This window comes from Comamonas sp. 23, from assembly GCF_049601575.1.
In the GTDB taxonomy this organism is placed as follows: Bacteria; Pseudomonadota; Gammaproteobacteria; order Burkholderiales; family Burkholderiaceae_C; genus Comamonas; species Comamonas squillarum.
Window position 1 is genome coordinate 4225023 of the sequence record NZ_CP187127.1, and the last position, 20610, is coordinate 4245632.

14 protein-coding genes are annotated in these 20610 nt (G+C 63.9%); 13 read left to right on the forward strand and 1 reads right to left on the reverse strand.

What is annotated here, in order from left to right:
• The first annotated feature begins 105 nt into the window (after window positions 1–105).
• Window positions 106–1173, forward strand: coding sequence for a selenide, water dikinase SelD (gene selD, locus ACPEE1_RS19125; RefSeq protein WP_116924598.1), 1068 nt, complete (start codon window positions 106–108; stop codon window positions 1171–1173).
• A 400-nt stretch (window positions 1174–1573) separates the two neighbouring features.
• Here selD and ffh read toward each other — a convergent pair whose 3' ends face one another.
• Window positions 1574–2953, reverse strand: a complete 1380-nt coding sequence (gene ffh / locus ACPEE1_RS19130; protein ID WP_021026457.1) for a signal recognition particle protein — start codon at window positions 2951–2953, stop codon at window positions 1574–1576.
• A gap of 384 nt (window positions 2954–3337) precedes the next feature.
• On the opposite strand from ffh, the gene ACPEE1_RS19135 reads away from it, so the two are divergent.
• From ACPEE1_RS19135 to ACPEE1_RS19190, 12 genes are all read left to right on the forward strand, one after another.
• Entirely contained in the window at window positions 3338–7207 is a 3870-nt protein-coding gene (locus ACPEE1_RS19135; RefSeq protein ID WP_423934441.1) for a response regulator, read from the forward strand.
• 43 nt (window positions 7208–7250) lie between these two features.
• Entirely contained in the window at window positions 7251–8177 is a 927-nt protein-coding gene (locus ACPEE1_RS19140; RefSeq protein WP_116924596.1) for a diguanylate cyclase, read from the forward strand.
• Between the two features lie 110 nt (window positions 8178–8287).
• The gene (locus ACPEE1_RS19145) at window positions 8288–9094 is read left to right on the forward strand and encodes a cytochrome C assembly family protein (RefSeq protein ID WP_116924595.1); all 807 of its coding nucleotides are present in this window, start codon (window positions 8288–8290) and stop codon (window positions 9092–9094) included.
• A gap of 6 nt (window positions 9095–9100) precedes the next feature.
• Window positions 9101–9337, forward strand: a complete 237-nt coding sequence (locus ACPEE1_RS19150) for a PP0621 family protein (RefSeq protein ID WP_116924594.1) — start codon at window positions 9101–9103, stop codon at window positions 9335–9337.
• Between the two features lie 3 nt (window positions 9338–9340).
• On the forward strand, window positions 9341–11038 hold the full coding sequence (locus ACPEE1_RS19155) for an ATP-binding protein (protein ID WP_243419233.1): 1698 nt from the start codon (window positions 9341–9343) through the stop codon (window positions 11036–11038).
• A complete protein-coding gene (locus ACPEE1_RS19160) occupies window positions 11035–12549 on the forward strand; it encodes a sigma-54-dependent transcriptional regulator (protein WP_116924593.1) in 1515 nt (504 codons plus the stop codon). The genes ACPEE1_RS19155 and ACPEE1_RS19160 overlap by 4 nt, the downstream gene beginning before the upstream one ends.
• 12 nt (window positions 12550–12561) lie before the next feature.
• Complete coding sequence (gene ampD, locus ACPEE1_RS19165; RefSeq protein WP_116924592.1) at window positions 12562–13200, forward strand: 1,6-anhydro-N-acetylmuramyl-L-alanine amidase AmpD; 639 nt, start codon at window positions 12562–12564, stop codon at window positions 13198–13200.
• A gap of 532 nt (window positions 13201–13732) precedes the next feature.
• Entirely contained in the window at window positions 13733–16636 is a 2904-nt protein-coding gene (locus ACPEE1_RS19170) for a ribonucleoside-diphosphate reductase subunit alpha (RefSeq protein WP_182345045.1), read from the forward strand.
• A 58-nt stretch (window positions 16637–16694) separates the two neighbouring features.
• Window positions 16695–17822: a ribonucleotide-diphosphate reductase subunit beta gene (locus ACPEE1_RS19175; RefSeq protein ID WP_182345044.1), complete on the forward strand. Its 1128-nt coding sequence runs from the start codon at window positions 16695–16697 to the stop codon at window positions 17820–17822.
• A 194-nt stretch (window positions 17823–18016) separates the two neighbouring features.
• A complete protein-coding gene (locus ACPEE1_RS19180) occupies window positions 18017–18895 on the forward strand; it encodes a histone H1 (protein ID WP_423934448.1) in 879 nt (292 codons plus the stop codon).
• 348 nt (window positions 18896–19243) lie between these two features.
• Window positions 19244–19924, forward strand: a complete 681-nt coding sequence (locus ACPEE1_RS19185) for a TetR family transcriptional regulator C-terminal domain-containing protein (protein WP_232539535.1) — start codon at window positions 19244–19246, stop codon at window positions 19922–19924.
• A gap of 380 nt (window positions 19925–20304) precedes the next feature.
• A complete protein-coding gene (locus tag ACPEE1_RS19190; RefSeq protein ID WP_021025779.1) occupies window positions 20305–20595 on the forward strand; it encodes a co-chaperone GroES in 291 nt (96 codons plus the stop codon).
• Window positions 20596–20610: the final 15 nt, after the last annotated feature.

Below are 20610 nucleotides of genomic sequence, written 5' to 3' on the forward strand. Positions count from 1 at the left end.
CGCAATGCAGCATGGCGCACGCCTGCCCGCCAAATGCCGATAATGGTGGGCCGCCATGGGCGGCACCGCTTTTCTCGCCAGTCTGTTAGCCCTGAGGATGCCCGTATGAATGCCCCTACCGCCACCCTGCCCACCTCGCCACGCCTGACCTCGCTGTCGCATGGCGGCGGCTGCGGCTGCAAGATTGCCCCTGGGGTGCTGGCCGATCTGATGAGCCGCAGTGCGGTGCCCAAGCAGTTCTATGCACAGCTGCTGGTGGGCACCGAGACAGCGGATGACGCGGCGGTCTACCAGATCAATGACACGCAGGCGATTGTCGCGACCACCGATTTCTTCATGCCCATCGTCGATGATCCCTATGACTTTGGCCGCATTGCCGCGACCAATGCGCTGTCGGACATTTACGCGATGGGCGGCACGCCGCTGATGGCGCTTGCCATTGTCGGCATGCCGATCAATGTGCTGCCCCACGACGTCATTGCCAAGATTCTGGAAGGCGGCGAGGCCGTCTGCCGCGATGCCGGCATTCCGCTGGCCGGCGGCCACTCGATCGACTCGGTCGAGCCCATTTATGGCCTGGTCGGCATCGGTATCGTCAACCCGGCGCAGCTCAAGCGCAACCGCGATGCCCAGGCGGGCGATGTGCTGATCCTGGGCAAGGCCATCGGCGTGGGCATCCAGTCCGCGGCCTTGAAAAAAGGCCTGCTCAGCGACAGTGACTACGCCAGCATGGTGCGCACCACCACCCAGCTCAACCGGCCTGGCGCTGCTCTGGCGCAACTGGCCGATGTGCATGCGCTGACCGATGTCACTGGCTTTGGCCTGCTGGGCCATACCCTGGAACTGGCACGCGGCGCGCAGCTCACAGCCGTGATCGACAGCCAGGCGCTGCCGCTACTGCCTGGCGTCCTCGATCTTGCCAAGCAAGGCGTGGTGACCGGCGCATCGGGCCGCAACTGGGCGTCCTACGGCCATGATGTGGCAATGGGCGCGCAAGTGCCCGATGCGATGCGCAGCCTGCTGACCGACCCGCAGACCTCCGGCGGCCTGCTGGTCTCCTGCGCGCCGGAGGCTGCCGGTCAGGTGCTCGAACTCTTCAAAGCACAGGGCTTTGCCGATGCCTGCGTAGTCGGCCATATGCAGGCCGGCGAGGCGCAGGTCGTGGTGTCGTAACACCGCAGCGCCTGGATGCAAAAACGCCTGCTGGATGCAGGCGTTGTGGTTGGGGCCGCGATAAAGCCGGTATGGGCTTAGAACCTGTTCAATGTCTCCTCGCGCCGCGACAGTGTCTTTGCGAGATGGGATGCGAGGGGGCGCCCAGCCGCGCAATACCGCAGCAATAGCCATGCTATTGCGAGGATTTGCAACGACGCAGACCGCCCCTGCCCGGGAGGCCCTCGCCGGGCGCCCCTTCCCGGGTAGCGCAAAGCCACTGTCACTATGGGTTGGCGTGAAATCGGGCGATTTCTTCGCGCTGGCCCTTGCTTGCACCCCGGTGCAAGCTGCGCTCCACCCCTTCGAACTCATCCCGATTGCACTCCAACGCGGCTGCGTAGAGACTTTGAACAGGTTCTTAGAACGGCAGCTTGGGCATGCCGCCGCCCATCATGCCCTTCATGCCACCCATCTTCTTCATCATCTTCATCAGGCCGCCGCCCTTCATCTTCTTCATCATCTGCTGCATCTGGCCAAACTCGTTGAGCAGGCGGTTGACCTCTTGCACCTGCACGCCAGCGCCAGCGGCAATGCGCTTCTTGCGCGTGGCCTTGATGAATTCGGGCTTGGCGCGCTCATAGGGGGTCATCGAGCAGATGATGCCTTCCTTGCGGCGCACTTCGCGCTCGGCCTTGTCCATGTCGACCTTGCCAGCCTTGCCCGCCAGCTCCGAGGGCAGTTTGTCCATCAGGGTCGACAGGCCCCCCATCTGCTTCATCTGCTGGAGCTGGCCCAGGAAGTCGTTCAGATCAAAGCCGTCGCCGGACTTGATCTTCTCGGCCATCTTCTGGGCCGCCTCCATGTCCACGCCCTTGGAGACCTGCTCGACCAGGGCCACGATATCGCCCATGCCCAGCACGCGCTGCGCATGGCGCTCGGCGTCGAACACTTCCAGGCCGTCGAGTTTTTCGGACACACCGGCAAACTTGATGGGCGCGCCGGTGATCTGGCGCACCGACAGCGCCGCACCGCCGCGCGAGTCGCCGTCTAGCTTGGTCAGCACGATACCGGTGAGCGGCAGTGCCTCCTTGAAGGCCTTGGCAGTGTTGATCGCGTCTTGGCCCTGCATCGCATCGACGACAAACAAGGTCTCGACCGGTTTCAAGGCCGCATGCAATTGCTGGATTTCGGTCATCAGCACTTCGTCGATGGCCAGGCGCCCGGCGGTATCGACCAGGAGCACATCAAAGTAGTGCTTCTTGGCGTAATCGAGCGCCGCGTTGGCAATATCCAACGGCTTTTGGTCGGGTGTGCTGGGGAACCATTCCGCGCCCGCCTGCTGGGTCACAGTCTTGAGCTGCTCGATAGCGGCGGGGCGGTAGACGTCACCCGAGACGGTCAGCACCTTTTTCTTGCGCCGCTCGATCAGGTGCTTGGCCAGCTTGGCCGTGGTGGTCGTCTTACCGGCACCTTGCAGGCCGGCCATCAGGATCACCGCAGGCGGCTGGGCCTGCAAGTTGATGTCGGCCACGCCCTCGCCCATCGTGGCGGCCAGCTCCTTGTTGACGATCGACACCAGGGTCTGGCCCGGCTTGAGGCTGCCCAGAACCTCCTGGCCCAGCGCTTTTTCCTTGACGCGGGCAATGAAGTCACGCACCACGGGCAAGGCCACATCCGCCTCCAAGAGGGCCATGCGCACTTCACGCAGCATGTCCTGGACGTTGGATTCGGTGATACGGGCCTGGCCACGCATTTCCTTGACGAGGCGCGAGAGTTTATCGGTCAGTGCGGAAGCCATAGGGTGGAGTCTTGAGTAATCGTGGCAAAGGAGGCGCCCAGGTGTAGCCGCTAGCCGGAGCCCGGGCTAAAAACGGCTGGCGCCAGGGGCTGTAAGCCACAGCCCTGCAAACCTTTGATTCTACCCGCTCGCCCCAAAACTGACGCGGGACCAGGGCTGGCAGCTCGCCCGCCAGCGCAAGAAACTATGGCCCGCTTCCTACAATAGGTAAATGTTTGCCCGTAAAGCGCCAAACGAATTTAGCCTTTGAGGCTGCGCAAATGCCTGCCCGAAGCCGCGACAATGCACCCGCGGCCTGGGCGTGCCCGCGCTTGCATGGCCTCCCGCAATGCCAAAGCCCTGCCCGCCACCCTGAGGTGGCGCTTTCTTTGACCAGGATCACCGATGCCAGATACGCCGTATCGCCACTTGCTAGACCATTTCTCGGACGCCTTCTTTGTGACCGATACGCAAGGCCGGATCCTGGATGTCAATAGCCAGGCCTACCGGGAGATGGGCTACAGCCTGGCAGAGCTGATGGCCCTGAACGTGGCCGATTTTGCGCTGGACTACACCCGCGATGAATTGCTGGCCCTGTGGCAGAAAATGGAGCCCGGTGAACACACTGTGGCCACCAATACGCACCAGCGCAAGGATGGCTCCTGCTTCCCCGTGGAGGTGCACATCACCTGCCAGCTGGTCGAGGGCGAGAAGCGCTTTTTCACCATCTCCCACGACATCACCGAGCGCGTGCGCCGCGACCAGGAAATTCAGCTGCTCAACGCCGCGCTCGAGCAGCAGGTCGAGAAAAGCACCCAGCAGTGGCGCCATTCCACCCATCTGCTCGATGCAGTGATGCGCGGCACCTCGGACATCGTCTTTGTCAAGGACAGGCAGGGCCGCTATGTGTTTGCCAACCCTGCGGCCGAGGCCATCACAAAGATGCCGCCCGGGGGGCTGATTGGCAAGACCGACGCCGAAATCCTTGGCGGACACAACAATTTTGCCGAGGACGATGCCGCCGTTTATCGGAGCAGCACGCCCGTGGTGTCGGAGTCGCACGCACTGATCGATGGGCGCCGGCTCAGCTTCCAGTCCATCAAGAGCCAGTACCGCAACGAGAACGGCGAGGTCATCGGCCTTCTGGGTATTTCGCGTGACATGACGCAGATGCGCGAGTCGGAAAACCAGCTGCGCCAAAGTTATGACTCGCTGCGCCGCGCCGAGCGGCTCTCGCGCATCGGCAGCTGGACGCTGGACCTGGCCAGCGGGCAGATCGAGGCCTCGGAGATGATGTACGAGATGAATGGCCTGGACCCGCAGGGGCCAAAGCTGACCCAGGACAACATAGCCCACATGATGCCGCCGCAGGACTATGCCAAGGTGACTGCGGCCATTGCGCAATGCGCCCAGACCGGCCAGCCCTACCGGCTTGATGTGACCCACTACACGCCCGATGGCGGCCAGTTCCCGGCCAGCATCCTGGGCCAGGCGGACTATGACAGCAGTGGCCGCATCGTCAGCCTCAGCGGCACGCTGCAGGATCTGTCCGAGCGTGAACAGGCGCGCCAGCGGCTGGAAGCTCTGGCCGACAACCTCCCCAGTGGCGCGATCTACCGCGTTGAAGGCTCAGCCACGACCTTGCGCATGAGTTACATCAGCGCCGGTATTGAAAAGCTCATCGGTGTGAGCGCGCAGGCCATCATGGCCAACAACGATGCCTATATCAAAACCATCCACCCGGCAGATCTGGCGATGTACCGGCAGCACCAGCGCGAAGCGCTGGAGCGCCTGAGCCTGTTTGACTGCAGCTTCCGCATCATCCGCCCTGATGGCGGACTGCGCTGGCTGCGCTGTCGCTCGGCACCCAGCCGCCAGGAAGCGGGCACGATCTGGGACGGCATCATGCTTGACATCACCCGCGAGCGCGAGGCAGAGCTGGCGCTGCAAAAAGCCAAGGAGATGGCCGAAGCGGCCGAGCGCGCCAAGTCCGAGTTCCTGGCCACGATGAGCCACGAGATCCGCACGCCGATGAACACCGTCATCGGCATGACGCGCCTGATCCAGCAGACCCCGCTGCTGCCCAAGCAGCGCAACTACTTAGAGAAGGTGGAGCTGTCGGCCAACGCACTGCTGTCGGTGATCAATGACATCCTGGATTTCTCCAAGATCGAGGCGGGCATGCTGACCCTGGAGAACGTGGAGTTCGCGCTGGACGATGTGCTCGAGACCGTCTCGGCCGTCACCACCTTGCGCGCCGAGGAAAAGGGCATCGAGGTGGTCTACTCGGTCGCGCCCGATGTGCCCCGGCAGCTGAGCGGCGACCCGCTGCGCCTGAGCCAGGTGCTCAACAACCTGGTGAGCAATGCCATCAAGTTCACCCACCTGGGCGAGGTGGTCATCAGCATCCAGACCACCGAGACCGCCGGCAACCGCCCCGTGGCCCCTGGCAAGATCGGGCTGGAGGTCACCGTCAAGGACACGGGCATCGGCATGAGCCCGGCGCAGATGAGCCAGCTGTTTCGCCCCTTCTCGCAGGCCGACAGCCAGACCACGCGGCGCTATGGCGGCTCGGGTCTGGGCCTGGCCATCTGCCAGCGCCTGGTGGGCCAGATGGGCGGTGAGCTCAAGGTCGAGAGCAACCCGGGACTGGGCAGCACCTTCTACTTCTCGGTGCAGTTGCACCCCGCGCAACTCAAGCAGGCGCCCAAGCCGGCCCGCTACCACGGCACGCCGGTCGACCGCGTGCTGATCGTCGACGACAACGCCAGCGCACGCGACATCCTCGCCGAGATGGTGCGCGGCTTTGGCATGCGCGCCGACACGGTGGATTCCGGCGAGCAAGCCCTCTTCGATCTGCAGCTCGCCTCGCGCGTAGGCACGCCCTATGGCCTGGTGCTGATGGACTGGCGCATGCCCGGCATGGACGGGCTGGAGGTGGCGCGCCGCATCCGCGAGGAAGAGCATCTCTCGGCCACCCCGGCAGTGCTGATGGTGACTGCCTACGGCCGTGACGAGGTCATGCGCAGGTCCGAGGAGCTGCGTCTGCAAGGCCTGCTGATCAAGCCGGTGACACAGTCCGTGCTGTTCAATGCCATTTTGGAAGCGCTGCAGTCGCAAGGCAGCAGCATCTCGCGGCGCGCACTGCCCGGTGCCTCGGGCCCACCGCAGGTGGTTCACAGCAACCCGATCCAGCTCTATCCCCAGCTGCATGGCAAAAATGTGCTCGTCGTCGATGACAATGCCCTCAACCGCGAGGTGGCCGCCGACTTCCTCAGCCTCGTGGGCGTGCAGGTGAGCCTGGCCACCAATGGCGCCGAAGCGCTCAGCATGCTCGAGCACCACCATTTCGACGCCGTGCTGATGGACGTGCACATGCCGCAGATGGATGGGTTGGACGCCACCCGCGCGCTGCGCCAGCTGCCCCATCTGCAGCAACTGCCGGTGATTGCGCTGACCGCACAGGCCCGCGTCGAAGACCGCAGCGCCATTGAAGAGGCGGGCATGAATGCCCACCTGACCAAGCCCATTGATGAGCGCAAGCTGTACGAAACGCTGAGCGAATGGATCGCAGGCCCTGGCAACAGTGCCGAAGCACTGGATGCACCCGAGTCCGAATTTTTGCGCGACGAGGCCCGCGTGGCAGCCACGCCCGGCATCAACCACGCCAAGTTGCTGCAGCGCTTCCACGGCAATGCCGAGCGGGTCGACCGGGTGCTGGCCGGCTTTTACCGCGACTTTGCCGATGCCCCCCAGACCCTGGTGCTGCATGTGCAGCAGTCGGCCTGGGAGCCGCTGTCCATGCTCGCCCATTCGCTCAAGGGGGCACTGGGCTACCTCGATGCCACCTCCCTGGTACAGGCGGCCGAAACCATCGAGAACCAGGCCCGGGAGTGGATGCAGGCCCCACCGCCCGCCCCCCAGCCCCAGCGCCTGCTGCATACCGAGACGGCCGAGTTTGCCGCCCAGTTGCAGACGCTGCTGCAAGGCCTGGCCACGCGCCAGCCTGCACCGGCCCCGCCGAGCGCAGCGCTGGACGCGCCGCCTGCGGCCAACCCGCCTGCCGCTGCCAGCCTGCGCCAGGACCTCAAGCACCTCAAGCGCCTGGTGGCTGACGGCGACTATGCGGCTGTCAGCGAGCTCGAGCGGATGCTCTTGGCCAGCCCGGCGGCGCGCTGGACGCCGCTGCTCCAGCAGATCCTGCAGCATGTGGAAGACCTGGACGGCGACGCCGCGCTGGCGGCGATCGAGCGGCTCGAACACATACTGCCCTGACCATCTGGCTGCCAGCCCCCTTGAGACCCCTTACCATCGCACCATGCAAGCTGAGCCCGATAACGACCAACCCACCATCCTGATTGTGGATGACGAGCGCGTCAACCGCTCCATGCTCGCCGAGTTGCTCGGCCAGCAGTACCGCGTGCTGCTGGCCAAGGACGGCCCCAGTGCGCTCACGATCGCCGCGCGCGAATCGCACCGCCTGCTGCTGGTGCTGCTCGATGTCAGCATGCCCGGCATGAATGGCTACGAGGTGCTGACCCAGCTGAGAAAACAGGAGGCGACGGCCGGCATTGCGATCATCTTCATCACCGGCCAGAGCGATGCCGCGGCCGAAGAGTATGGCCTGCGCCTGGGCGCGGCCGACTATGTCTCCAAGCCCATCCGCCCGGCAGTGGTGAGTGTGCGGGTACGCAACCAGATCGACCTGGCGCTGCAGCGCCAAGCCTTGCAGCGCCTCGCGCAGGTCGACGGCCTGACCAACCTGGCCAACCGCCGGCATTTTGATGACATGCTGCAGCGCAGCCAGCGCCTGTGCCTGCGCAGGCACGACCCGCTGGGCCTGGCGCTGATCGATATCGACCACTTCAAGCTGTACAACGACCACTACGGCCATGTGCAAGGTGATGAGGCGCTCAAGCAAGTAGCAGGTACGCTGGCGCGCCATGCCCGCCGCCCTTATGACCTGGCCGCCCGCTTTGGCGGTGAGGAGTTTGCACTGATCCTGCCCGGCCACGCCGATGCCGTGGCCGTGGTGGAGCGCTTTCGCCAGGAAGTGCAGAAGATGGCGATTGCCCATGCGGCCTCCACCACGGCGCCTGAGCTGACGGTGAGCTGCGGGGTGCTGACCATCCACTGCGGCCAGACCGACGGCCTGGAGGACTGCCTGCGCCGGGCCGATGAACTGCTGTACGAGGCCAAGACCAGCGGCCGCAACCGGGTCTGCGCGACCAGCATCGGCCTGTAGCGCACCCCAGGAAGCCTCTGCGGCCTATTGCCGGCAATAGCCAGCAGATGGCGAGGCGCTAGCGCCCGCGCAGACCACACAGGCCTTTCGCCGCCGCTATGATAGCGGGCATGCTCTCTCCCGCCTTTGCCGCAGCCAGCACCAGCCCCATCGGCTGGGCACTGGCCATTGCTGCAGCTATTGCCTACGCCATTCCCGCACTTGCGGCCCGACGCCTGCAGGAGCCCAGCGCGCGGCTGGGCTTGCGCGCGGCCTGGGCCTTGCACCTGGCGGCCATCGCCTGGAGCCTGATCGGTGACATGCCCCACTTCGGCTTTGCGCCGGCGCTGTCCGTCACCGCCTGGCTGGTGCTGACGGTGTATGTGGTCGAGCAGCAGCTCTACCCGCAGCTGCGCTCACGCTGGCCACTGTCGGCCATGGGTTGCATCGCGGTCCTGCTGGCCGGCGTCTACCCCGGCAGCCCTTTGCATGTGAATGCCTCGCCCTGGCTGCCGCTGCACCTGGCGCTGGGCATTGCCTCCTATGGCCTGTTTGCCGCAGCCGTCGTGCATGCCGCACTGATGACCCGGGCCGAGCGCCAGATGCGCCAGGATGGCAGCCACGACGGCGGCCTGCCGCTGCTGGCGCTGGAGCGCCTGACCTTCCGCTTTGTCACGGCCGGCTTCATCCTGCTGTCCGCAACCTTGCTGGCCGGCTGGTGGTTTGGCGAGGCGCTGTACGGCAAGGCCTGGGTCTGGAACCACAAGTCGGTGTTCTCGCTGCTCGCCTGGTTGACCTTTGCCGTGCTGCTGGTGGGCCGCAAGCGCTTTGGCTGGCGCGGGCAGCGCGCCGTCAACATGCTCTATGTGGGCGCCACCTTGCTGCTGCTGGCCTACGTGGGCTCGCGCTTTGTCCTTGAAGTCATCTTGAAACACTGAGCTGCCATGAAGTATTTGCTGGTATTGCTGGTGCTGGCCGTGGGCTGGCACATGTGGCGCAGCCAACGGGTCAAGAACGCGCCGCCGCCACCGCCCAAAAAAGGCCTGGGCAAGCCTGAGCCCATGGTGCACTGCGCGCACTGCGGCGTGCACCTGCCGCAGTCCGATGCCATCGGCTACCAGGGCGCGCATTACTGCTCGCAAGCCCATCTCGCCCAGGCGCTGCCGCCTGGCCAGCGCTAGGCTTTGGGCATCGCCACGATGGCCGCGCTGGCGTTGATGGAAACCCCCTTCAAGCGCCTGTGGCGCGGCTACCTGGTGGCCCGCGTCTTCGTGGCCCTGCTGCTGGCTCTGGGGGCCATGGCCATCACGCCGGCGCAATCGGGCCCCTTGCTGTCGCAGCTGGCGCTGCTGGGCGCCTATGGCATCTCGGCCATGCTGTATGCCGCGCTCAGCCACCAGCCGCCACCGCAGCGCCGCGTCTACGCCTGGCTGCCCACGATCGGCATGGATCTGCTGCTGATCTCGCTGCTGGAAGTGACCAAAACCGGCACCTACACCTTGACGCCGATGTTCGGCCTGGCGGTGCTGTTTGCCGGGACCCTGGGTGGCTGGCTGGTGACCTTGGGCAGCTGCGCCTATATCACGATTTTCCTGATTGTCGAGTCGCTGAGTTTTCGCCTGTCGGTGTTTGACCCCGATGGCACGCAGAACACCGTGCAGGCCGGGCTCGCCGGAGCGGCCTATTTTCTGGTGGGCATTCTCGTGCGGCTGCTCGCCTCGCGGGTGGAGCGCGAGACCTTGCAGGGCCTGCGCAATGCCGCTGCGGCCAACCAGCAAGAGCAAATCAATGCGCTCATCTTGCAGAACCTGCCCGATGGCGTGCTGGTGGCCGATCAGGCCTTGCAGGTGCGTATTGCCAACCCGGCCGCCATGACCTTGCTGGGTCACCCTCACCTGCCACTGGCGCTGGCGCAGCTGCCCGCCTGGCGCGGTGTGGTCGAGCAGGTCACCCAGACCTTTGCAGAGCAAAAGCCCTTCTCGCAAGACCTGGCGCTGACCGCGCCGCAGATGGCCCCCATTGGCCTGCATGTGCGCACCTGGCTGACCCACCCGCTGCCCACCTTCGGCAACATTGGCAGCAATGACAATGACCCGCTGTGCCTGGTGTTCTTGCATGACCTGCGTGAGATAGAGGCGCGGCTGCGCACCGAGAAAATGGCGGCAATGGGGCGTATGTCCGCGGCCGTGGCCCATGAAATCCGCAACCCGCTGACGGCCATCACCCAGGCCAATGCGCTGCTCGATGAGGAGCTGACCGACCCGGGCCAGAAGCGCCTGACCTACATGGTCGAGCAAAATGCCCAGCGCCTGGGCCGCATTGCCGAAGATATTCTGGACATTGCCCGCGTACATAACCAGATCCAGCCCGGCGATGGCGACTCCATTGCCCTCAATGAGACCGTGCTGCACATCTGCCATGACTGGATGGCGCTGGCCCCCGCCGCCCACACCGTGGCGCTGTCGCTCAGTGCCGAGGACAGCCTGGTGGCCTTTGATACCGGACACCTGCGCCAGCTGCTCTACAACCTGCTCAACAACGGCCAGCGCTACCGCCGGGACTGTGCAGACTCCTTGCGTGTCAGCACGCACAGCAGCCTGACGGGCACCACCACCTTGGTCGTGTGGAGCGATGGCGCGCCCATCGAGCCGACCATCGAAAAGCATCTGTTCGAGCCCTTCTTCTCCTCCGAGAGCCGATCGAGCGGCCTGGGCCTGTACATCTGCCGCGAGCTGTGCACCCGCCATGGCGCTATGATCCGCTATGAAAGGCAGAGCGCAGCGCTGCCCGAGCTGGCACAGGGCAATGCCTTCATAGTGCAGTTTCGCCGGGCCGCCAGCCCCGCGCATCCCCAGCAGACTGATTTGATCCACCAGGCATGAGTTTTGAAAACACCACTGTTCTGGTCGTGGACGATGAGCCCGACCTCAGAACCCTTTATGAGCTGACCTTGCTGCGCGAAGGCTACCGGGTCTACACGGCCGGCTCGGTGCAGGAAGCGCGCGCCCAGCTGCAGCAGCGCCGCTTCGAGATTCTGATCACCGACATGCGCCTGCCCGATGGCCTGGGCATGGAGCTGCTGCAGGACCTGCGCAGCCAGGGCCGCAGCGAGCGCGCCATCGTCATGACCGCCTATGGCTCGGCCGACAATGCCGTCGCGGCCCTGCGCGAAGGCGCGTTTGACTACCTGACCAAGCCGGTGGACCTCAAGCAGTTTCGCCAGGTGGTGGCGTCCGCCTGCCAGGGGCTGCAGGATGCCGCTGCGCTGGCCCCGGCGCAGTCCGCTTTTCAAGCGGCGCCGCAGCCCGGCACGCCCACCCGGCCTGCCCCCCCGGCCCAGCGCGAATTGATCGGCCCGTCGCTGGTGATGCAGCAGGTGCGCGAGCGCATTGCCAAGGTGGCCGGCAGCATGGCGCCCATTTTGGTGCGCGGCGAATCGGGCACCGGCAAGGAGCTGGTGGCCCAGTCCTTGCACCGCAACAGCCAGCGGGCCAGCGGGCCGATGGTGGCCGTCAACTGCGGCGCCATCCCCGAGAACCTGCTCGAAGCGGAGTTCTTTGGTGCCCGCAAAGGCGCCTACACCGGCGCGAACCAGGACCGCGAAGGCTTTTTCCAGGCAGCCCATGGTGGCACCCTCTTCCTCGATGAAATCGGCGAGCTGCCGCTGTCGATGCAGGCCAAGCTCTTGCGTGCGATCCAGGAGCGCAAGGTGCGGCCCCTGGGCTCGCAACAGGAAGAAGCGGTCGATGTGCGCATCGTCAGTGCCACCCACCGCGACCTGGCGGCCGACGTGCAGACCGGGCGCTTTCGCCAGGACTTGTACTACCGGCTCAACGTCATTGACATCTTCATCCCGCCGCTGCGCGAGCGCCGCGAAGATGTGCCTGCGCTGTGCCAGGCGCTGCTCGAGCGCATCGCCAGCGAGAGCGGCCAGCCGGTGCCCCAGCTCAGCGCCCAGGCGCTGCACACCTTGGCAGGCCATGCACTGCCGGGCAATGTGCGCGAGCTGGAAAACCTGTTGCTGCGCTCGGTCGCCTTGAGCGATGGCGCGTTTCTGGATGTGGAGCCGGCCCGGGCCGATGCCGCGCATCCGGCGCCCGTGCACAGCCAGGCTGCAGAGCCGGCCCCTGCCTATGAGCAGCCCACGCCCGCGCCAAAGGCCGCAGCCGTCGCGCCTCAGCGCCTCCACGGCTTTGCGCCGCCACAGGATCTGCCCGCCGATCTGCAGGCCTGGCTCGATGGCATCGAGCGCGACATCCTCGTGCGCGCGCTGCAGGAGTTTGGCTTTAACCGCACCGCAGCGGCCAACCGCCTGGGCATCAGCCTGCGCCAGATCCGCTACCGCATGGAGCGGCTGCAGATCCATGACCCCAGCGATGGGGTGCAGCCCTAGGGGCCCAACGCCATGCCCCAAGATCTGCCCGAGACGCCGCCCGGCGCCCCCGCTCCCCACGCTGCCACCGCGCCGCAAGCTGCGCTCTGGCAAAAAGGCTGGCTGCGCACGGCCACGCACTGCCCCTCGCCCAATTACAGTCCCCGGCCCGAGGGGGCATGCATCGATCTGGTGGTCGTCCACTCGATCAGCCTGCCGCCGGGCATCTACGGCACGGGGGATGTGCAGCGGCTCTTTACCAACCAGCTCGACTGGGATGCGCACCCCTACTTCCAGAGCATCCGGGGCCTGCAGGTGTCCTCGCATTTCTTCATCACGCGCCAAGGCGTGGTGTGGCAGTTTGTCAGCGCCGACCAGCGCGCCTGGCATGCCGGCCAGTCGTTCTGGCGCGGCCGGCCGCGCTGCAATGACGACTCCATCGGCATCGAGCTCGAAGGCCTGGAGGGCGAGACTTTCGAGCCCGCCCAGTACCACAGTCTGGTGCAGCTGTGCCAGCAGATCCGCGCCCAGTATGCGATCGCCTATATCGCCGGCCACGAACACATTGCGCCAGGCCGCAAGAACGACCCGGGCCCAGGATTTTTGTGGCCCCAGCTGCAGCAGGATCTGGCCTGGCCGGCATCCATGTTTCCTGCCTCACTGCATCTCTGAGAGCCAGCAACACCCCCCTTGATCGTCGTTGCCCCACCTTGCCCTACGCTTGTACGGCCTGCGGCGGTGTGCCTCGTTCCAACCGCAAACCGTTGGTTTGCTGGCCCGTATTGGCAGCTCTAAATCAGGCTATAGGCCAACCCTCTAAACAGCCTGCATTTTTCACGCATCCGCATGCAGCTGATGGCATGCGCACTTCAAAAACACAGCAATTTCCCCACATCTGAAAAATTTTTTTTCAGATGCAATGCCTAAGTTTTACGCAGGCTCTGCAACGCAGATGGCGCAGAAACACACGCACAGTGGTGGTTTGCAGGCGCAAACCACGACGCCATGCGCAGTAGCCGCCGTTTTGCTGCGCAGCATGGTCATCGGCACTACACACAAACCATGCATTGCGCCATACACTACAGGTAGTGTCCAGCGCTTAATAAAACACTATATGTAGTGTGAGGTGGTATCCAGCGGCTCAGTGATACCGGCATGCACAGCGCTGTTTCTCCGGCTTTTCACGCACCACAGAGAGGACATCATGAGCGCTGCTTCGCTTTCCGAGCAACGAGCCGCACCGGCCGCCAGCTCGCGCACCCTGGATGGATTTACCGTACTGCCGGACTACCAGATCATGCGGCGCAACGGAGCAGTCGTCCCTTTCGAGCCCCCCAAGATCACCACCGCCATCATGAAAGCGTTCCTGGCCGTGCATGGCAGCCAGGGCTCGGCATCGGCCAGTGTGCGCGAAGTGGTCGAGAACCTGACCCACACGGTGGTGCGCGCGCTGATGCGCTCGCGCCCGGGCGGCGGCACTTTCCATATCGAAGATGTGCAGGACCAGGTCGAGCTGGGCCTGATGCGCGGCGGCAACCATGAGGTGGCACGCGCCTATGTGCTGTACCGCGAGCGCCGCAACCAGGAGCGTGCCCAGCTCCAGGCCCAGCACACGCCGGCCCATGCCAGCTTGCATGTGCAGGACCGGGGCCAGCAGGTGGTGCTTGATGTCAAAAAACTCCATGACCGCATTGCCGCAGCCTGCCAGGGCCTGGGCCAGGACGTCGACCCCGCGCCCATCCTCAGCGAGACCCTGCGCAACCTCTATGACGGCGTCCACATGGACGAGGTGTTCAAGGCCTCCATTCTGGCTGCCCGCACCTTGATCGAAAAGGACCCGGACTACAGCTTTGTCACCGCGCGCCTGCTGCTGCACACCATCACGCGCGAAGTGATCGGCCAGGACGTCAGCAGTGCCGATATGGGCGCGGCCTACCGCAGCTACTTCCCCGGCTTTGTCGCGCAAGGGGTTGAGCACGAACTGCTCGCCCCCGAGATGCTGGACTTTGACCTGCACCGGCTGGCCGCCGCTCTCCAGCCCGAGCGTGATCTGCAGTTTGACTACCTGGGTCTGCAGACCCTGTACGACCGCTATTTTTTGCATGTACGCCAGCAGCGCATCGAGTTGCCCCAGGCCTTCTTCATGCGCGTGGCCATGGGCCTGGCGCTGAAGGAGGACGACCGCAATGCACGCGCCATCGCGTTCTATGACCTGCTCTCGTCCTTTGACTTCATGTCATCCACGCCCACCCTGTTCAACAGCGGCACCCTGCGCTCGCAGCTGTCGTCGTGTTACCTGACCACGGTGGCCGATGACCTGGGCGGCATCTACGATGCGATCCGCGAAAACGCCTTGCTGTCCAAGTTTGCCGGCGGTCTGGGCAATGACTGGACGCCGGTGCGTGCAATGGGCGCCCGCATCAAGGGCACCAATGGCGAGTCGCAAGGCGTGGTGCCCTTTCTCAAGGTGGTCAACGACACGGCCGTGGCCGTCAACCAGGGCGGCAAACGCAAGGGCGCCGTCTGCGCCTACCTGGAGACCTGGCATCTGGACATCGAGGAGTTTCTGGAGCTGCGCAAGAACACCGGCGATGACCGCCGCCGCACCCACGACATGAACACCGCCCACTGGATCCCCGATCTGTTCATGCAACGGGTCATGGAAAAAGGCATGTGGACCTTGTTCTCCCCCTCCGATGTGCCCGATCTGCATGACCGCTTTGGCCAGGATTTCGAGCGCGCCTATACCGCCTACGAAGCCCAGGCGGCCAGCGGCGCGCTGGCGCTGAGCAAGACCGTGCCCGCGGTCGATCTGTGGCGCAAGATGCTGTCGATGCTGTTCGAGACCGGCCACCCCTGGATCACCTTCAAGGATGCCTGCAACCTGCGCTCCCCACAGCAGCATGCCGGCGTCGTGCACTCGTCCAACCTCTGCACCGAGATCACGCTCAACACCAGCGACACGGAAACCGCCGTCTGCAACCTGGGCTCGGTCAACCTGGCACGCCACCTGAAGGACGACGGCCAAGGCGGCCTGGCGCTTGACCATGACAAGCTCAAGCGCACGATCGCCACGGCCATGCGCATGCTCGACAACGTCATCGACATCAACTACTACGCGGTGGGCAAGGCACGCGACTCCAACCTGCGCCACCGCCCGGTGGGCCTGGGCATCATGGCCTTTCAGGACAGCCTCTACCAATTGCACATCCCCTACGCCAGCGATGCGGCCGTGCAGTTTGCCGACACCTCGATGGAAGCCGTCTGCTACTACGCCTACTGGGCATCGACCGAGCTGGCGCGCGAGCGCGGCGTCTACAGCAGCTACCCCGGCTCGCTCTGGAGCCAAGGCATCTTGCCGCTGGACACACTGGACCTGCTCGCCCAGGCGCGCGGCCAGGCCGGCTATGTGCAGGTCGACCGCAGCATGCGCCTGGACTGGGAGGCGCTGCGCCGCAAGATCGCGCAGGACGGCATGCGCAACTCCAACTGCGTGGCCATTGCGCCCACCGCCACCATCTCCAACATCGTCGGTGTCGATGCCTCGATCGAGCCCTCGTTTGGCAACCTCTCGGTCAAGTCCAACCTCTCGGGCGAGTTCACCGTCATCAACCAGTACCTGGTGCGCGACCTCAAAGCGCTGGGCCTGTGGGACGATGTGATGGTCATGGACCTCAAGCATTTCGATGGCTCGCTGCGCCCCATCGACCGCGTGCCCCACGCACTCAAGGCCCTGTATGCGACAGCCTTTGAGGTCGACCCCGTCTGGTTGGTGGAAGCGGCCTCCCGGCGCCAGAAATGGATAGACCAGGCGCAAAGCCTCAATATCTATATGGCAGGGGCCTCGGGCAAGAAGCTCGACGATGCCTACAAGCTCGCCTGGGTGCGTGGCCTCAAGACCACCTACTACCTGCGCACCACCAGCGCCACGCAGGCCGAGAAATCCACCATCCAAAGCCGCGTGCTCAATGCCGTGCCCAGCAGCTATGCGTCGCCCGTCGCCCAGGCTGTCGCCCACGCCGCCGCTGCTGCATCGCAGTCCGCCGCGCCCGGCACCGACATCCGCTTTTGCGCCATCGATGACCCCGGCTGCGAAGCCTGCCAGTAAGAGCTGCTAACCGTCTGAACCTGGCCGCAGCCGCGGCCCCCACCAGGAGCATTCATTCATGTTGAGCTTTGAAGAAGATTCGATGGACGCGCTGGCCACACCAGCCGCGCCGGCCACCTCTGCGGCCTCGCCCTCTGCATCGCCTGCCGCATCCCCAGCCGCCACATTCAAGCGCGTCCATGCCGCCGACAAGCGAATCATCAACGCCAAGACCGATGTCAACCAGCTGGTGCCCTTCAAATACAAATGGGCCTGGGAGAAATACCTGGCCACCTGCGCCAACCACTGGATGCCTCAAGAAGTAAACATGACGCGCGACATCGCGCTGTGGAAATCGCCCCATGGCCTGACCGAGGACGAGCGCCGCATCGTCAAGCGCAACCTGGGCTTTTTCGTCACCGCCGATTCGCTGGCCGCCAACAACATTGTGCTGGGCACCTACCGCCACATCACTGCGCCGGAGTGCCGCCAGTTTCTGCTGCGCCAGGCCTTTGAAGAAGCCATCCACACGCATGCCTACCAGTACATCGTGGAGTCGCTGGGCTTGGATGAGGCCGAGATCTTCAACGCCTACAACGAGGTTCCCTCGATCCGCAACAAGGATGCGTTTCTGATCCCCTTCATCGAGGCGATCATGGACCCCCACTTCCAGACCGGCACGCCGCAGACCGACCAGACCTTGCTCAAAAGCCTGATCGTTTTTGCCTGCCTGATGGAGGGCCTGTTCTTCTATGTCGGCTTCACGCAGATCCTGGCGCTGGGCCGCCAGAACAAGATGACGGGCGCAGCCGAGCAGTACCAGTACATCCTGCGCGACGAGTCCATGCACTGCAACTTCGGCATCGACCTGATCAACCAGCTCAAGCTGGAGAACCCGCAGCTGTGGACCAGCGCGTTCAAGGACGAGATCAAGGCCTTGTTTATTCAGGCAGTCGAACTTGAATACCAATACGCCGAAGACACGATGCCAAGAGGTGTGCTGGGCATGAACGCATCGATGTTCAAAGGCTACCTGCGCTACATCGCCAACCGCCGCGCAACGCAGATCGGCCTGGATGCTTTGTACCCCAACGAGGACAACCCTTTCCCGTGGATGAGCGAGATGATCGACCTGAAAAAGGAGCGAAATTTCTTCGAGACACGGGTCATCGAATACCAGTCCGGTGGCGCGCTTTCCTGGGATTGACGCCGACCTTGATGTGCAAACCTCGTCAGAATGTGGTTTTCCTGAGAGAAAACTGTGAAATTTGGCGTCTTTATTGAGGTTTGCACTATGCCAGTTGCTAGCAGCTGATGCACAATTCAGTTTGCTATCAAAACTTCGTGTCGAATTCAATCAGGCATGAAGTCTGCTTTCTAAATTGACCGAAGGAGAAGAGCATGGCAACGTCCAAAGCAAGCAAGAAAACTGCTGACACCAAGGCAACTGCCAAGAAGGCAGTTGCAACCAAGGCAGCCGCCCCCAAGGCAGCTGCAAAGCCCAAGGCCGCTGCCAAGCCAGCCGCCACCAAGGCAGCGGCAAAGCCTGCTGCTAAGGCCGTCGCCAAAAAGGCCGCTGCTAAGCCAGCCGCCAAGAAGGCCGCCGCCAAGCCCGCAACCAAATCCACCGCAGCTGCCAAGACTGCCGTGAAGAAGGCCGCTGCTCCAGCTAAGAAGGCTGCAGCTCCTGCGAAGAAGGCTGCCGCTCCTGCGAAGAAGGCTGCCGCTCCTGCGAAGAAGGCTGCCACTCCTGCGAAGAAGGCTGCCGCTCCTGCGAAGAAGGCTGCCACTCCTGCGAAGAAGGCTGCTGCTCCTGCCAAGAAGGCCGCAGCTCCCGCCAAGAAGGCTGCTGCTCCTGCGAAGAAGGCCGCAGCTCCTGCCAAGAAGGCCGCTGCTCCTGCCAAGAAGGCTGCAGCTCCAGCTAAGAAGGCGGCCGCTCCTGCGAAGAAGGCCGCTGCTCCAGCTAAGAAGGCTGCCGCTCCTGCCAAAAAGGCTGCAGCTCCCGCCAAGAAGGCCGCTGCTCCCGCCAAGAAGGCCGCTGCTCCTGCCAAGAAGGCTGCTGCTCCTGCCAAGGCTCCAGCTCCCGCCAAGAAGGCCGCTGCTCCTGCCAAGGCCCCTGCTGCCAAGGCTCCAGCACCTGCGAAGAAGGCTGCTCCCGCCAAGAAGGCTGCTGCTCCTGCCAAGGCCCCAGCTGCTGCGCCTGCTGCTGCAGAGCCTGTCAAGACCGTGCTCAGCACCAATGCGGCATGGCCTTTCCCAACCAACAGCCGCCCACAATAATTACCCCAAGCCGGGCAGCATGCCCGGGTGCCGCAAGGCACCGCTTGGCATCCAAGGCAACGCACAATGCGTTGCCTTTTTTTATGCCTGGTGTCCGCTGCTTGGTGCGCACAAAAAAGCCAATGACGCCGCAACAACCGCTCCCAGTTGCCACGGTCCAGAGCGCGCATCGTTGCCCACGCCTTCGATGGATGCGTCATCCAAGCCGGCTCGGTGAGCAAGGCAGCAGACGGGTCTGCCAGACAGTCCACCAGGACAGCGTCACAGCGCGAGGAAATCGCCCGCGACCAGCAGGTTCTTCATGCAGCCGCGCCATCGGCGATCGCAAATGCCAGACAATACAGGCTCATGAATGATGCCCTTCCCACACCGCCAGCGCTCTCGCAGGCAGCCACTGCAGAGATGGCACGCAAACCCAGTGCGGCCCGTCTGCGCAAGATTGACCTGATCCTGGGCTCGGCAGAGCGGCATTTCGCATTGCTGGGTTTTGAAGGTGCTCCGCTGGAGCAGATCGCGCAGGATGCCGGCTTTAGCCGCCACAACCTGCTGTACTACTACCCCAGCAAGGAGGCGCTGTACCAGGCCGTGCTGGCATCGGTGATCGACGACTGGCTGGGCCATATGACAGGCCTGTCCAAGGACGGCGACCCGGCCCAGCAGATCCGCCAGTACATCCGCGAGAAGTTCGAATTTGCACGCACCCGCCCTTATGGCAGCCAGCTGTTCACCAAGGAGATGATTGCTGGCGCGCCCTTTGCCGCCTCGGCCGTGCGCGAGCGCATCGCCCCGTTGCTGGCAGCCAATGTGGCAGCGTTTGCGCATTGGGCCGAACAAGGCCTGATTGCGCCCGTCAATTTCCAGCACCTGATGTTCAGCATCTGGGCCATCACCCAAGGCTATGTCGACCAGCAAACCCAGTTTGCGCTGCTGCAAAACAAGGCCGCGCTGGACGCGGGTGACTTCGCCCAGGCCGAGGCCTTGCTGGTGCAGATGCTGTCGGCCACGCTCAAGATCGAGCTGCCGGACTGACCCGGGGCATGCCGCCTCCAGGCCCATGCATGGAAGTTCCAGCTGCGGTGATCTGGCCCGGGCCCCCGTGCGGGCTTCGCAGCATGGGTGCGCTGCGCGGGATCGGCTGCCGCCATGAGATGCACCTCTTTCAATAGCAGCATCTTCAGTCCCCACCAGCGCTTTCGTGATTCTTGCGCAGAGGTATCGTGATCGGGCAGTGCCCCTGGATCGATTTTTTAGCCCCCGCAGTCTTGAACTGTCATCAAATGACCTTATTATTAGCACTCGAAGGGGTAGAGTGCTAAAACCACCACTTCTCAGACATTTTTGCGTATTTGGCGCGGCATCTGCCGGGCCATCTTTCATCAAAACCTGGTATTGATATTGAAGGAGTTGTTATGAACCTGCGTCCTCTGCACGATCGCGTGATCGTTAAGCGTCTGGAAAACGAAACCAAGACCGCTTCGGGCATCTACATCCCCGACAACGCTGCTGAAAAGCCAGACCAAGGCGAAGTGCTGGCCGTCGGCCCAGGCAAGAAGAACGACAAGGGCGAGTCCATCACCCTGGGTGTGAAGGTCGGCGACCGCGTGCTGTTCGGCAAGTACTCTGGCCAATCGGTCAAGGTGGACGGCAATGAACTGCTGGTGATGAAGGAAGAAGACCTCTTCGCCGTCGTCGAGAAATAAAGCTACTGCGCAGGC